Origin of the sequence: Neorhizobium sp. R1-B, assembly GCF_004368875.1 — a bacterium.
Taxonomy (GTDB): Bacteria; Pseudomonadota; Alphaproteobacteria; order Rhizobiales; family Rhizobiaceae; genus Neorhizobium; species Neorhizobium huautlense.
The window spans coordinates 42774-56472 of sequence record NZ_SOEM01000008.1; the positions used below are offsets into that span (position 1 = coordinate 42774).

Annotated in this window: 16 protein-coding genes and 1 pseudogene; 8 read left to right on the forward strand and 9 right to left on the reverse strand. The window is 61.3% G+C overall.

Features of this window, described 5'->3' with window-relative positions:
• Positions 1-35 precede the first annotated feature (35 nt).
• Positions 36-995 carry a pyridoxal-phosphate dependent enzyme gene (locus tag EDE05_RS13260; RefSeq protein ID WP_134101299.1) on the forward strand — a complete coding sequence of 320 codons (960 nt, stop codon included), beginning with the start codon at positions 36-38 and terminating at the stop codon, positions 993-995.
• Between the two features lie 223 nt (positions 996-1218).
• Positions 1219-1509 carry a hypothetical protein gene (locus tag EDE05_RS13265; protein WP_134101301.1) on the forward strand — a complete coding sequence of 97 codons (291 nt, stop codon included), beginning with the start codon at positions 1219-1221 and terminating at the stop codon, positions 1507-1509.
• 12 nt (positions 1510-1521) lie between these two features.
• Here the strand turns inward: EDE05_RS13265 and EDE05_RS13270 are convergent, their stop codons facing one another.
• Genes EDE05_RS13270 through EDE05_RS13280 form a run of 3 tightly spaced genes read right to left on the reverse strand, consistent with a single transcriptional unit; the run spans position 1522 to position 4609 of the window.
• Positions 1522-1722 (reverse strand): heavy-metal-associated domain-containing protein, encoded by a 201-nt coding sequence (locus tag EDE05_RS13270; RefSeq protein ID WP_112802802.1) that lies wholly within the window; start codon positions 1720-1722, stop codon positions 1522-1524.
• 56 nt (positions 1723-1778) lie between these two features.
• The gene (gene cueR, locus EDE05_RS13275; RefSeq protein ID WP_105371667.1) at positions 1779-2210 is read right to left on the reverse strand and encodes a Cu(I)-responsive transcriptional regulator; all 432 of its coding nucleotides are present in this window, start codon (positions 2208-2210) and stop codon (positions 1779-1781) included.
• Positions 2207-4609: a heavy metal translocating P-type ATPase gene (locus EDE05_RS13280; RefSeq protein ID WP_134101304.1), complete on the reverse strand. Its 2403-nt coding sequence runs from the start codon at positions 4607-4609 to the stop codon at positions 2207-2209. The genes cueR and EDE05_RS13280 overlap by 4 nt, the downstream gene beginning before the upstream one ends.
• A gap of 221 nt (positions 4610-4830) precedes the next feature.
• Between EDE05_RS13280 and EDE05_RS27410 the strand changes: the two are divergent.
• Together EDE05_RS27410 and EDE05_RS13285 are read left to right on the forward strand one after the other, a co-directional pair.
• Positions 4831-4887 (forward strand): annotated as a pseudogene (locus EDE05_RS27410) (hypothetical protein); the annotation flags it as partial.
• A gap of 82 nt (positions 4888-4969) precedes the next feature.
• On the forward strand, positions 4970-5461 hold the full coding sequence (locus EDE05_RS13285; protein ID WP_281033731.1) for a DUF6064 family protein: 492 nt from the start codon (positions 4970-4972) through the stop codon (positions 5459-5461).
• Between the two features lie 21 nt (positions 5462-5482).
• Here EDE05_RS13285 and EDE05_RS13290 read toward each other — a convergent pair whose 3' ends face one another.
• Both EDE05_RS13290 and EDE05_RS13295 read right to left on the reverse strand, forming a co-directional pair.
• Positions 5483-6598, reverse strand: a complete 1116-nt coding sequence (locus EDE05_RS13290) for a helix-turn-helix transcriptional regulator (RefSeq protein WP_134101307.1) — start codon at positions 6596-6598, stop codon at positions 5483-5485.
• A gap of 98 nt (positions 6599-6696) precedes the next feature.
• On the reverse strand, positions 6697-7155 hold the full coding sequence (locus tag EDE05_RS13295; RefSeq protein WP_134101310.1) for a YcgN family cysteine cluster protein: 459 nt from the start codon (positions 7153-7155) through the stop codon (positions 6697-6699).
• A gap of 190 nt (positions 7156-7345) precedes the next feature.
• Here EDE05_RS13295 and EDE05_RS13300 point away from each other — a divergent pair, with 190 nt between their 5' ends.
• Positions 7346-9586: a transglycosylase domain-containing protein gene (locus EDE05_RS13300; RefSeq protein ID WP_134101315.1), complete on the forward strand. Its 2241-nt coding sequence runs from the start codon at positions 7346-7348 to the stop codon at positions 9584-9586.
• Here the strand turns inward: EDE05_RS13300 and EDE05_RS13305 are convergent, their stop codons facing one another.
• Both EDE05_RS13305 and EDE05_RS13310 read right to left on the reverse strand, forming a co-directional pair.
• Positions 9587-9907, reverse strand: coding sequence for a HigA family addiction module antitoxin (locus EDE05_RS13305; RefSeq protein WP_134101318.1), 321 nt, complete (start codon positions 9905-9907; stop codon positions 9587-9589).
• The gene (locus EDE05_RS13310) at positions 9879-10163 is read right to left on the reverse strand and encodes a type II toxin-antitoxin system RelE/ParE family toxin (protein ID WP_134101617.1); all 285 of its coding nucleotides are present in this window, start codon (positions 10161-10163) and stop codon (positions 9879-9881) included. The genes EDE05_RS13305 and EDE05_RS13310 overlap by 29 nt, the downstream gene beginning before the upstream one ends.
• 127 nt (positions 10164-10290) lie before the next feature.
• Between EDE05_RS13310 and EDE05_RS13315 the strand changes: the two genes are divergently transcribed.
• Together EDE05_RS13315 and EDE05_RS13320 are read left to right on the forward strand one after the other, a co-directional pair.
• A complete protein-coding gene (locus EDE05_RS13315) occupies positions 10291-10878 on the forward strand; it encodes a DUF1214 domain-containing protein (protein ID WP_134101321.1) in 588 nt (195 codons plus the stop codon).
• Entirely contained in the window at positions 10871-11473 is a 603-nt protein-coding gene (locus tag EDE05_RS13320) for a DUF1254 domain-containing protein (RefSeq protein ID WP_134101324.1), read from the forward strand. The genes EDE05_RS13315 and EDE05_RS13320 overlap by 8 nt, the downstream gene beginning before the upstream one ends.
• 21 nt (positions 11474-11494) lie before the next feature.
• On the opposite strand, the gene EDE05_RS26825 is transcribed toward EDE05_RS13320, so the two are convergent.
• Positions 11495-11671, reverse strand: coding sequence for a hypothetical protein (locus EDE05_RS26825; RefSeq protein WP_165924163.1), 177 nt, complete (start codon positions 11669-11671; stop codon positions 11495-11497).
• Positions 11672-12302: 631 nt separating this feature from the next.
• Between EDE05_RS26825 and EDE05_RS13325 the strand changes: the two genes are divergently transcribed.
• The gene (locus EDE05_RS13325; RefSeq protein ID WP_134101327.1) at positions 12303-13337 is read left to right on the forward strand and encodes a DUF2336 domain-containing protein; all 1035 of its coding nucleotides are present in this window, start codon (positions 12303-12305) and stop codon (positions 13335-13337) included.
• A 7-nt stretch (positions 13338-13344) separates the two neighbouring features.
• Here EDE05_RS13325 and EDE05_RS13330 read toward each other — a convergent pair whose 3' ends face one another.
• Entirely contained in the window at positions 13345-13686 is a 342-nt protein-coding gene (locus EDE05_RS13330) for a DUF1491 family protein (RefSeq protein WP_134101330.1), read from the reverse strand.
• Between the last annotated feature and the right edge of the window lie 13 nt (positions 13687-13699).

A 13699-nucleotide genomic window follows, 5' to 3' on the forward strand; every position in this document is an offset into this window, starting at 1 on the left:
TTGTGACCGCAAATTGCGCGTGCCATCATAAATTCATGACAAGACTCAGCATCGAACGGATTGAAACCGCCGTTCACAAGATCGACAGCGTCTTTCAGAATACGCCCCAGTATTTTTGCCCCCATCTCAGCAGAGTTTTGGGATGCCGCGTCGTATTGAAGGTAGAGACGTTGAACCCCGTCCGGTGTTTCAAGGGACGCGGAACAGAAACGGTGCTGGCTAATCTCGAAGCCGCCGGCGGTCAAAAGGCGGTGGTCTGCGCAAGTGCTGGAAATCTTGGCCAGGCACTCGCCTATAGCGGAAGGAGCAGAGGTTTCGGCGTTACCGTCACAGCCTCATCCACTGCCAATCCCTTGAAGGTCGAACGCATGAAAGCATTGGGCGCGGCGGTCGTTCTGGTAGAAGGCCAGATCGAAGAAGCACTTGAAGCTGCGCTTGCGCGTTCCCGAGAAACAGGCGCATTCCTGGTCGAAGACAGCAAAAACATCGATACCTGCGAAGGAGCAGGGACAATCGGTCTGGAACTCGCCAAACTGCCGTTCCCGCTGGATTCCGTCCTGATTTCGCTTGGCGCCGGGGCGATGGCGACAGGTATTGGTTTTGCGCTCAAAAACCGTTGCCCGGACACGACGGTTTTGTCCGTTCAGCCTCAAAATGCGCCCGCGTTGACCCGATCCTATCTTGCCGGCGCGGTCATCGATTCCGGGCCGCCCCACACGATCGCCGACGGCGTGGCCGGACGATACGTCATCCCCGATGTTTTGACGGATATGCTGGAAGTCGTGGACGATGCGCTTCTGGTCGAGGAAGACAGTATCGTCGAGGGCATGAGGCTCCTCTATAGGCACTCCGGCCTGATCGTCGAACCTGCCGCCGCGTTGGGTATTGCCAGCATTCTCGAATACCCGGGCCGTTTTCGCGGGCAAACCGTCGCGACAGTCCTGTGTGGAAGCAACGTCGCGCCACGGGATTTCGAGAATTGGGTGAAACATTGAAGCCATGACAGGCCGGCTCGGGGGCCGCCCTTTGCTTTACTGAAAGTAAGCGCCAAATCTACTTTATTCACGAGACCTAAACTTGGCTCCGCAATGAGATGGAATGTATTTATCCACAGAATCGTCTGAAATCGACAATGCAAGCCCCTATGTGGGGGATGGATTTTCTCCCCGCGCTCCCGTTTACTGAGCAGATCGAATTGAGGTAACGAGGCACCGCGACGTGAGCGCCATAACCGATGTGGTAACCGAACTCGTGCGATCGGCAAATGAGCTGGTGCGGCTTTCCGACGTGGGAAAGCGGCAGTTGTTGACCCGCGCCAGCGAGAAGATCTTTGACCTGGAGGAAGGCGCCTGCTTTGCGGGCATCCCCAAGGAGATCGTCGATCTCCAGTCCATTTCCCTGGCGCTCGGGATAGGCAAGATCACCCACGACCAGCTTCAGGCCAATCTGCTCGACGCCGCCGGCGCACTGAGAATGCTGCATATCGCGATCGACGGCCGCCGGGCATGAGTTCAGGTGCGATCAGGCAGCCACCCGTTCCGGGCTGTAGCCTGCCTCTCGAATGGCTTCCTCGGCCTTTTTCGCATCGCCTTCGACCGTGACCTTTTTGGATGAGAGGTCGACCGTCACGGCGGCACCCGGCAACGCTTCGTCCAGCGCTCCGCGCACGGTCTTTTCGCAATGGCCGCAGGTCATGTCCGGTACGGTGAAAACAGCAGTCATTTCAAGATTCTCCTTGTCTCACTAGATATCTTCTGCACCTTCCCATGAAGGGAAGGTCAAGCGGGTTGTTTCGCCTTCTTGCGAGGCGTCGGCGCAGGTGCGTCGCCGGCAAGGTCGTCGAGGATCGGGCAGTTCGGCCGCTGATCGCCGCCGCAGCAATGGGCAAGATGCTTCAGCGTCTTCACCATGCCCTGCATCTCGGCGATCCGGCGCTCCAGATCGGCGATATGGGCGGTCGCCACGTCCTTGACGGCCGCGCTCTCCCGACTCTGGTCCTGCCAGAGTTTCAGAAGCGTCTCGGTCTCTTCGAGCGAAAAACCGAGGTTGCGGGCGCGTTTGATGAAGCGCAGGACATGCACCTCCTCCTCGCCATAGACGCGGTAGTTGTTGCCTGTGCGGCCCATCGGCCGGATCAGCCCGATCTCCTCGTAATAGCGGATCATCTTGGCCGAAACGCCGGATGCTTCGGAAGCCTGGCCGATATTCATTTCTCTTCTCCAATCGTGACGGTCTTCAGCCTGAGCGCGTTGCCGAGCACGAAGACGCTCGACAGCGCCATGGCGCCGGCGGCGATCATTGGCGACAGCAGCCAGCCGAAGGCGGGATACAAAGCCCCTGCCGCAACGGGGATCAGCGCCACGTTGTAGCCAAAGGCCCAGAACAGGTTCTGCTTGATGTTGGTCATGGTCGCGCGGCTCATGGCGATGGCCGCAACCGCGCCGGAAAGCTCGCCGCCCACCAGCACCACGTCGGCGCTTTCGATCGCCACATCCGTGCCGGTGCCGATCGCGATGCCGATATCGGCCTCGGCGAGTGCGGGAGCGTCGTTGATGCCGTCGCCGACGAAGGCGAGCTTCCTGCCGCCCGCGCGCATATCGTGGACCGCCTTTACCTTGCCCTCGGGCAAGACTTCGGCCACGACCCTACCGATACCGACCTGACGGGCGATCGCTTCCGCAGTGCGGCGGTTGTCGCCCGTCACCATGGCGACTTCGATACCCATGTCATGCAGAGCCTTGATCGCGTCGCGGCTGGCGGGCTTCAACGGATCGGCAACTGCGATTGCAGCCGCGACCTTGCCGTCGATTGCGGCATATAGCGGCGTCTTGCCCTCGCCTGCGAGGCGCGCTGCAGCTTCGGCAAAGGCTTCGACCGAGAGGCCGAGCTTTTCCATGAAGCGGTCGGCGCCGACCGCCACTCGGCGGCCGTCCACGTCGGCTTCGATGCCGTAACCCGTGACGGAATTGAAGTTTTCCGCCTTCGGCACGGCCACCCCCTTCGCTTCCGCCGCCTTGACGAAGGCGTCGGCAATCGGATGTTCTGATTGCGCCTCGACGCCGGCGACGAGCTTCAGGACGTCGTCCTCGGCAAAACCTTCTGCGGCGACGAGGTCGGTCAGTTCGGGCCGGCCCTTGGTGACCGTGCCGGTCTTGTCGAGCACCACGAGATCGACATTGCGCAATTCCTGCAGCGCCTCGCCCTTGCGGAACAGCACGCCGAGCTCCGCGGCGCGCCCGCCGCCCACCACGATCGAGGTCGGCACGGCAAGCCCCATTGCACAGGGGCAGGCAATAATCAGCACGGCGACCGCATTGACGAGCGCGTGGGTAAGCGCCGGGCTGGGACCGTAGAAGAACCAGACGGCGAAGGTCAGCGCCGCCAGCGCGATCACGGCCGGCACGAACCATGCGGTCACCCGGTCGACCAGGGTCTGTATCGGCAGTTTCGACCCCTGCGCCTGCTCGACCATGCGGATGATCTGCGCAAGTATGGTATCGCGGCCCACCTTGTCGGCACGGAAGCGGAAGGAGCCGGTCTTGTTGATCGTACCGCCGACGACGCTTGCTCCTGCCGCCTTTTCGACCGGCAGCGGCTCGCCTGATATCATCGATTCGTCGACATTCGACTGCCCGTCGATCACCGTGCCGTCGACGGGCAGGCGTTCGCCGGGGCGGATCACCACGATGTCCCCCGCAACCACCTGGTCTGCCGGAATATCCATCGTCTGGCCGTCACGCTCGACGCGGGCAGTCTTGGCCTGGAGGCCGGCGAGTTTCTGGATCGCCTCGCCGGTACGTCCGCTGGCGCGCGCCTCCAGGAGCCTGCCGAACAGGATCAGCGTGACGATCACCGTCGCCGCCTCGAAATAGACGTAGCGGGCGCTTTCCGGCAAAAGATCGGGTGCGAAGGTGGCAACCAGCGAATAGCCATAGGCTGCCAGCACGCCGACGGCCACCAGCGAGTTCATCTCCGGCGCGCCGCGCAACAGCGCCGGCAGGCCGAGCCTGAGAAAACGGAAGCCCGGACCGAAGATCACCGCCGTCGCAGCCAGGAAATAGAGGTAATAGAGGTTGTGCGTGTCGATGACGCCCATCAGCCAGTGATGGAACGGGTCGTAGAAATGGCTGCCCATTTCGAGCACGAAAAGTGGCAGGGTCAGCACGAAGGCGATCGCCAGATCGCGCTTCAGCACGCCCTCCTCACCCTGATGCATATGCATGTGGTCATGCCCGCCGGCGGAAGCGGAATGATCGTGGCTTTCCATATGCCCCGCATGCTCTGCCTGGGCATGATGATGGTCGTGTCCGGCATGCTTCGCCGCCGGCGCCGCAGGCAGCATGCCGGCATCGCGCATGGCATGATCCATGGCGCCGGGCGGAATCTCGTAGCCCACCTTGCGGATCGCCTTTTCGAGATCGTCCGGTGAAAATCCTTCAGACGATTGCACCGTCAGCTTCTTGGTGGCGAAATTGACAGCGCTGCTGTCGACGCCCGGCACCTTGGCGGCTGCGTTTTCAACGCGGCGCACGCAGGAGGCGCAGGTCATGCCGTCCACGGGTATGGTGAAAGGCTCGGAGGGATGGATGTGTTTTGCGATCTGGTTCATGGGCGGAATCTCCCTTTCTTCGCGGGATGTCTCACTGTCCCGCCCTATGTGGAGCTTCCCATCATGGGAAGGTCAAGGGGCCAATAAGATTTTCCGTTCGCCGGTCTTTTAGCTCCACTTTGACCTGCGTTGGTTGCTGTCGATCAATGCAGATTGAGGGAGATGTGGGCTATTGGAAGTCTGGAGGTGCGAACATGCTGCCATTTTCCCGCGAGCAATTCATGTCCGTGTTCGTTATCTACAATCAGGCCATATGGCCGGCGCAGATCGTTGCCGAGGTTTTAGGGCTGGCAATCATCTGTGCGATCTGGCGGCAGATACGATGGAGCGGCAATTTCGCCTATCTTGGGCCTAGCCGTAATGTGGCTCTGGACGGGGTTATCCTATCATTTCGCTTTTTTCAGCGGCATCAACAGCGCTGCGTTCATTTTCGCCGCCTTCTTCGTCCTCCAGGGCCTGCTGTTCCTGTTGGCTGCCGCCCTCAATAATCCGCAATTCGGAAAGGTGCCGCCGATCAGGGCCTATGCCGGCGGCTTACTGATTTTCTACGCGATTTTACTTTACCCCCTGATCGGAGTTCTCCTCGGGCATTCGCTGGTCGAGTTGCCGAGTTTTGGCGTTACCCCGTGTCCCCTCACGATTTTCTCGTTTGGGGTCCTCCTGTTGGCGAAGCAAAGGGTGCCGATTTGGCTTCTGACCATTCCCCTATTGTGGTCGGTCGTGGGAGGAAGCGCTGCGCTCCTGTTGAGTGTTCCTCAAGACTGGATGCTGCTTGCCAGCGGAATAGCGTCGTTGATCCTGATGAAAATGACTCTCGGAAACAAGGGCGAACCTGCCAAAGGTGCGTCCTGACCCAAAGCCGCCATTAGGCTCCTATGCCGTATCCCCGCTACCATTAATCGAACCCGGAGCGGAGAGCCCCGACAGCAGAAGAACCAGTTCCGCCTGCCTGGTCGTGCCGGTCTTCTGCATGATCCGCTTCAGATGCGAGCGGGCGGTTTCGAGCGAAATGCCGAGCGAAGCGGCGATCGTCTCCGTCGTCTGCCCCAGCGCGATACCGCGCGCCACCCGGGCTTCTGCCTGCGTCAGGTCGAAAAGACCGGAAAGGACCCGCATGTCCGGAGCGCCGACCTTGCCCACCTCCGTCACGGCGAGCACCGCCATGGAGCGGGAGAAGATGTCGCGCGCCGCCCGGCGCACCGGAAGGAGATGCAGGATGAGCGCCGGCGCGCCATTACGTGGCACCATCGGAAGGGACTGCACAGTGGGAACAGCCCGGGCGCGGTAACGCTCCAGGGCTTCGTTAAACAGGGCGCTCGCCCCGCTGCTCTCGAATACAAGACGGTTACCGGCGCCGGCGCGGATGCGCGGACTCAAATTTTCCATTTCGGGATTCATGGCGATCGCCTGCCCGCTATCGCCTATCACGGCCGCGGGCAGCCCGAGCATGGAGAGCGCCTCGGTCATCGAATGCGCTTCGTTGAAAGCAAGCCGGGACGACATGTAGGCTGCCCGGGCCAGGTCCGGCTTCAGCGCGTTCAACCGTGCCAATTGCTCATCGGAAAAGTGCCCGCGCCCCTTGGCTTGCATCAGGATGATTGCGATCATATGCCCGGTCGGCTCCTGGAAGACGCAACCTGCTTCCCATTCCATTCCATGAGGGTGCAGGAAAGCGGGACGAATGGGATCCTGCTCGTATTCCTCCTTCGTCAGGATGTCGATGTCCCTGCCGAAGGCGAAGGGCGATCGCTCCAGCGCCCGTTGCGCCCGGATATTGGTCAGCCGAAGTTCGCTGCTGGCAAATTGGCGAAAGGCTTCGGCAATATTCCTGCTGGTGACGTAGCGGTGGGTTCCATGACCGTCGACTGTGAAGATGGACGCGGTGGAGGATCCGATTTCCGCAGCGAGCCGCTCGCAGGTGTCAGTCCAAAGTTCGGGAACGAGAGCCGCCTCATAAAGGTGGTCTGCGAGCGTGCCATCTGTCGTCATGGAAATGCCGATCTATTACCCTTGCCCCATGCAACAAGTATTATCTGTTGCTAAACAAGAAGCATATACGTCATTTGCATGTACGAAATTGCCTTAAGTCAATCCTGACCTACCGTCAGAGGCCAATCAACAAGATAGTCTTCGAAATCGTCGACATCGACTTCTTCCTCGCTCACCGTGCGGCCGCGAGCGGAAATGCCCGCCTGGTGCACGGTTTCGGGATCTCCAGAGACGAGCGGATGCCACCAATAGAGGTCCTCTCCATCCCGCACCAGCCGATAGCCACAGGTCGGCGGCAGCCAGGAAATGTCATTGACCGTCTCCGGCGTGAGCTGAATGCAATCCGGCACCGTCGCCTGGCGGTTGTCGTAATCCTTGCAGCGACAAGTCGTTCCGTCGAGAAGCCGGCAGGCGACGGAAGTGAAGACCACGTCCCCCGTATCCCAATCTTCAAGCTTGTTGAGACAACAGAGCCCGCAGCCGTCGCAGAGGCTTTCCCACTCGTCTTGAGTCAGCTCATCAAGCCGCTTGGTTTTCCAGAAAGGCATGTCCGTCATCGATGAAACATCACTTTTGCGGCAGAACGGAACAAATCGCCGTATCTGCATTTTACCTGTTGCGAATTGGCTATCGCGCATCAACCATTTGTCAGCTATTGCTGAATAACGGTGAGAGGCTCATGCTCTTGATCCCTGCAGGGGACGGCGTCAAGCAAAACTCATCCAGAACAGGCGGGGGAACTCCAAGGTGCAGGAAGAGCCGCAGGACGAACCAAGACCATCCGGCGGGCGGCCGCGCCGGAGGCGCCATATCCTGCTGCGCATCGATTCCTGGATCGACTCCACCGTCTGGAACCTTGGCTTCAAGCTCGGCGAAATCTGGGAAGAGATCACCATCTTCTTCCGCCGGTTTCGCGTGCGCGGCTGGAAACGCCTCGGCTTCGAGCTTGCCGGCGAGGCCATGACGCTCGGCACGGCCGGTTCGGTGGTCGTGCTTGCACTCGCCCTGCCCGCCTTCGAGGAAACCAGGGAAGATTGGCGAAACCGTGGCGACTTCGCCGTCACCTTCCTCGACCGCTACGGCAATACCATCGGCCATCGCGGTATCATCCATGAAGATTCCGTGCCGATCGACGAACTGCCGGACCATCTGATCAAAGCCGTGCTGGCAACCGAGGACCGGCGTTTCTTCGACCATTTCGGCATCGACTTCCTGGGCCTTGCCCGCGCGATGAGCGAAAACGCCAAGGCCGGCGGCGTCGTCCAGGGCGGCTCGACGATTACCCAGCAGCTTGCAAAGAACCTCTTCCTGACCAACGAGCGCTCGATCGAACGCAAGATCAAGGAAGCCTTCCTGGCGCTATGGCTCGAGGCGAACCTTTCTAAGAAGGAGATCCTCTCCCTTTATCTCGACCGCGCCTATATGGGCGGCGGCACTTTCGGTGCGGCCGCGGCTTCGCAATTTTATTTCGGCAAGAACATTACCGAAGTGAACCTTGCCGAATCCGCCATGCTGGCGGGCCTGTTCAAGGCGCCGGCCAAATATGCCCCGCATGTCAACCTGCCGGCGGCGCGCTCGCGCGCCAACGAAGTGCTTTCCAACCTGGTTCAGGGCGGGCTTATGACCGAAGGTCAGGTCATTGCCGCCCGCCGCAGCCCGGCGACGGTGGTCGACCGGGCCGACGTCAATGCGCCGGACTATTTCCTCGACTGGGCGTTCGACGAGGTGCAACGGCTCGCCGCGGCCGGCAAGCTCAAGGAGCATTCCGTCATCGTGCGCAGCACGATCGACACCGGCCTCCAGCAGGCCGCCGAGACCGCGATGGAATCGAGCCTGCGCGAATATGGCGAAAGCTACAAGGCCAAGCAGGGCGCGCTTGTCATGATCGAGAACGGCGGCGCCGTTAGGGCCATGGTGGGCGGGCGCGACTATGGCGCAAGCCAGTTCAATCGTGCAGCAAAGGCGCTTCGCCAGCCGGGCTCCTCCTTCAAGCTCTATACCTATTCCGCGGCCATGGAGCACGGTTTCACACCCGAATCGGTCATTTCGGATGCGCCGATCACCTGGCGCGGGTGGTCCCCGCAGAACTACGCCCGTTCCTACAAGGGCAAGGTGACGCTGCTTTCGGCCATGGCGCAATCGCTGAACACCGTGCCAGTCCGGCTCGCCAAAGACCATCTCGGCACCGATGTGATCGTGCAGACCGCCAAGGCCATGGGCATCGAAACGCCGCTCAGGAGCGACAAGACCGTCCCGCTTGGTACGTCGGAAGTCACCGTTCTCGACCAGGCGACCGCCTATGCCGTGATGCCGGCGGGCGGCATGCAGTCGCGCCGCCACGGCATCGAGCAGGTGCTGAGTTATGGCGGCGAGGTTCTTTACGACTTCAATCGCGACGAACCGCCGGCCCGGCGCGTGCTGTCGGAAAAGGCAATGTCGTCCATGAACCGCATCCTGACGCAAATCCCGGTGATCGGCACCGCCAAGCGGGCCGCCCTCGACGGCGGCATCGTCACGGGCGGCAAGACCGGCACCTCGCAGAGCTATCGCGACGCCTGGTTCATCGGCTTCACGGGCAACTACACCACCGCCGTCTGGTTCGGAAACGACGATTTCACCTCGATGGACAACATGACAGGCGGTTCTCTGCCGGCGATGACCTTCAAGACGGTGATGGATTACGCCCATCAGGGCATCGAGCTTAGACCCATCCCCGGCATCGAAAATCCGTTGCCCACCGGCGATCACAAGGGCAAGGAGGTTGCGAAGAAGGAAGGCGAGGCTTCCGGCCTGCCGGCGCTTGTCCGGCCGCGCTCGCTGTCGGCCGAGTCGACCCGCATCCTCAAGCAGATCGCCGCCAAGCTGAAGGCCGCCAGCCCCCTCCTTCCCGCCAAGGTGGCCGATGCCGGCATTGTCGGCCCGGCCGGCGACGACGCATCCCGGCCATCCCTCGCAGCCACCACCGCCAGCACCGAATTGAAGCGGTAGTCAGGCAGCGCGGGGCTGGATGCGATCCAGCGTCTCCCCAAGCTCCCGGCGCCGCTGCATCAGATCGTAGTCAGCCTGAAGCCCGAGGAAGAAACCTTCTGACATTCCGAAATATCGCGCGAGCCTGAGATCGGTATCGGCAGTTATCGCACGCTTGCCCAGGATGATTTCGTTGATGCGTCGTGGAGAGACGTCGATCGCCCGGGCCAAACCGTTCTGGCTCAAGCTCATCGGGCCGAGAAACTCCTCCTGCAGAATTTCCCCCGGATGCGGATTGTGGAGCCATTCGGCCTCAGCCGTGGTAGTCGAGGATTTCGACATGGGCAGGTCCTCCTTCAGTCCAGATGAAACAAATACGCCACTGATCGTTGATCCGGATCGAAAAGTGGCTGGCGCGATCGCCCTTCAGCGCCTCAAGCCGATTTCCAGGCGGAACCCGCAGATCCGAAAGTTTGCGAGCCTGATTGAGCAAACGCAGCTTCCTGAGCGCAATCGGCTGAATATCTGCGGGCAGCTTGCGGCTCCGTAAACCCGACCAAACCCGCTCAGTTTCGCGGTCCGCAAAATCCCTGATCATGCGGCATCTATAACGCATAACGTTATAATTCGCAACAGGCCGGGGTTTCACCTCTTTGCCCATTCCCCCCCGGCAGAATCAATGCTAACCCTCTGACACAGCTGTTCCCGAGGACCCAAGCAAACCCGTGTTTCGTGTTCCCATCCTCATCGCGATCGCGCTTGCCATCGCCTTCGGCGGCGGGATCTGGTCCACCCTCGTGGCACTCGATGCGACCGTGGGTTTCGGCGCCATCAAGCTCGGCCCCTGGGAGGCCTTTCCCGAGGTGCAGACGGCGGCGGCGGACCCTTACGCCAAATCGCACAGGGCCAATGGCGGCAGGCTGCTCTATGCCAGCGCCGAAGGCCTCGTCTTTACCGCGTCTGTCGATGACGCGGGCGCGCGCCTGTCCGGAAACTGCACCTACAAGCTGACGGGCCACACGCCTCAGGCGCGCCTCTGGACGTTGTTTGCGGCGCCCCCGGGAGGCGCACCGCCTTCGGCGCAATCGGATTTACCGACGGCGCTCAACTCCCGCATCGTGCTGCGCGACGAGAGCGGCAGTTTTGATATCGTGCTTGCCGCAACCGCCCGGCCCGGCAACTGGCTCGCCGTGCCGGCAAACGGCCCCTTCCGTCTGACGCTGACGCTTTTCGATACTCCGACCGCGGGCAGTTCCGGCCTTATCGACCTCACCATGCCGCGCATCGAAAAAACCGGGTGCGGCAATGCTTAGATCTGGGCTTGGATCTAGGCCCAGATTTGCCCTTCAGGTGATCTTTGCCATCGTGACCGGCCTTGTCGGGGCGGCGCTGCTGCATCTTATCATCGTGCTGCTGCTGCCGGAATTTAGCGAGCGGGACGCCTATACGCGCATCCTGGCGAAGGGCGAGATTCATCGCTTCTATCGTCTCGGAGAAAAGCCGGACCGGACGGGGCTTGCCAAGGACGACCCGTTTGTAGAGGTGGCCGTCTGCGCTTTCGATGTGGCGGACGGTCCCGTGCGTCTCACCGCGGCCAACAGCGGCGTGCCGTTCTGGTCGTTGGCGATCTACGATCAGTCGTCCAACGAAGTGTTCAGCATCAACGACCGCACATCCGCCGGCGGAGGCCTGGACCTGGTGATCGCCACGCCGGTGCAGCTCACCACGCTACGAAAATCGCTGCCCCAGGCGATATCACAATCGATCCTGGTCGAAACGCGGCAGGCCGACGGTTATGCCGTGTTGAGAAGTCTCGCGCCGCAAAAGAGCTTTGCGGATATCGCGTCGCAGTTCCTGGACAAGGCAACCTGTACGCCGTTCGAATGGCGCACCAGAAGCCGCTTCTGATGGAACCATCTCTTCGAAAGGTCAGTCGGCGCGCACCGCGTGATTTTCCGCCTTGCGGTCCATCCGGTCGTCGAAGCGCTCGTAGCGCACGCCTGTAAAGAACAGGAGCTGACCGGCCTCTTTCGCTTCGCCGATCTTGATCTGCGGCCGGCGGGGGTGCTCGCTGCGCCATCTGTTCAATATTACGATCTCTGCCATGCTCGCCTCCGTTTTCGGAATTCGAGACGGATGAAGACGGATCGATCTCACCCTGCCCTCTGAATGGGGCCGACGCTTCCGGGAACCCCGGACATTCGCGCCTTTCTCGTCAGTGCGCTTCTTGAAAAGCGCAAGGACATTTCGCCATAAACGGCCGGTTCCGCCTGAGCCGGCCGGGAATGGGATGGCCCTCAAGACTTACATGAACGCGAGGGCCACCCGGAACTCGAAGCCCCGGCAACACACGCCGGTTAACCAGAATTTCGCCAGAACGACCTTAACAGTGAGTTAATGCTAAAATAGCACTTACTACCGATGCTTACCTGTTGTCTGCAGCCAAAAACACAGACGCGGCTGCTTTTCGGCTCTCCTTTCGGGGCAACAAACCACCAAAAAATGACGGGCGTATCAAAACGACCCGTCTTCACCGACCGTTAACTCTCATAGCGTTACCATCCGGTTAAACCAAGGCGTCCCGCGAAGCAGTTGTCTTCCCATCTGCATGAGCGATGCGGCGCCGCCGGGAGTTCCCCAGGAAAGGTACGATGACAGCATCAGGCAAGCCCAAACGGCCCACCTGAAGGCTTCACGGCACCTCATGAGTTGTATTTGCGTCTATGTGAGTTTGCCTGTGACGAATGAGTTCCGCGACCTCGAAAGGCCCCGTGCCATGCGTAAGAAGGATGTGGTGCTGATGGCCACCGTGACTGTCTTTGAAAGCCTGCCGCATCCGACGCGGTCAGAGCTTCGACAGTTCGCCGAGCTCTTCGCGCCGCTCTTTTCCGCTTCCTCCGAGGAAGCCCGCCGCGAGGCCGTCGCTGCGCTTTCCCAGTGCAAGAACGTGCCGCCGGCCGTCGCCTTCTTCATCGCCAGCCAGCCGATTTCGATCGCAGCCCCTTTCCTCACCTCTTCCAGCTGCCTCTCCGACGAGACGCTGATCACCATTGCCCGCATCCAGGGCGAAGCCCATGCACGGGCGATCGTCCGCCGCGAAGCGCTGTCGCCTACCGTCATCGACGCATTGGTGGGGCTGCGCCATAACCGTGCCGCCAGACCCGCCGAGACGCCCGCAACGGAAGCGACCACGGCACCGGTCGCGGAGGACATCGCAACCGCCGAGCGGCTGGTCCGCGAAGAGGGCCTGCGCCAGCGCATCAAGGCGCTTGCCAGCCATATCGACCGTCCGGCTCACGACCGGCTCGGCCTGCGCAGCTTATCGCCGATCCAGGAAGCCCTGCTCGTGCGCTTCGCGCGAGATCGGGAGGCCGGCCTTTTCGCAACCGTTCTCGCCGATTCCCTTTCGGCAAGCCTCTGGCTTTCCGAGCGCATCATGCTGGACATTTCAGGCCAGCAGCTTGCCACCACGCTCAAGGGCCTTGCGATGCGGGGAGAGGACGCGATCTTCATCCTGCAACGGATCTACGATCATCTCGGCAGCCATGAGGATGGCGTCACGCGCGCTGAAGCGCTCTGGACCATGCTCGACGAGGACGAATGCGGCAGGCGGATCGAAGCCTGGCGCCGGGCCGACAGTTATACCTATGCGGAACCGAAACAGCAGCCGGCCGCGGCCAACCAGACGCAAGAGCACGAGGCCGAACCCCGCATCCTGCGCACCAGCGCCAGCCTCCGGCGCGCGGCGGCCGGCGTCCACCGGGCTCGCTAGAGCGGGATCAGGCCGGCCTCACCACCTCGAAAAGATCGGTAACGTCTTCGGTCTCCAGTTCCACGAGCCAGAGGTCCGGATCAAAACGCAGCTCGCGCGACAGGATCTCGCGGACCGCGTCCGGCTCAGCCTTTTCCGCCCTCACCTCGAATTTGCGCTGCCCGTCGTCCTCGCCGAAGAAGTTCTGCGGTGCCGGAGCATAGAGTGTTTCCGACCCATCGCGAAAGCGGTGGCGGATGAAGACGGCGCCCGCTTCCTCCGCGCCCTTCTTTTCGACTGCGGCAAAACCACCGAGCCCGAAGACGCGGCGGATCAGGGCGGAGACGAAGATATGGGATTTCAGACGCATTCCCCCTCTTACG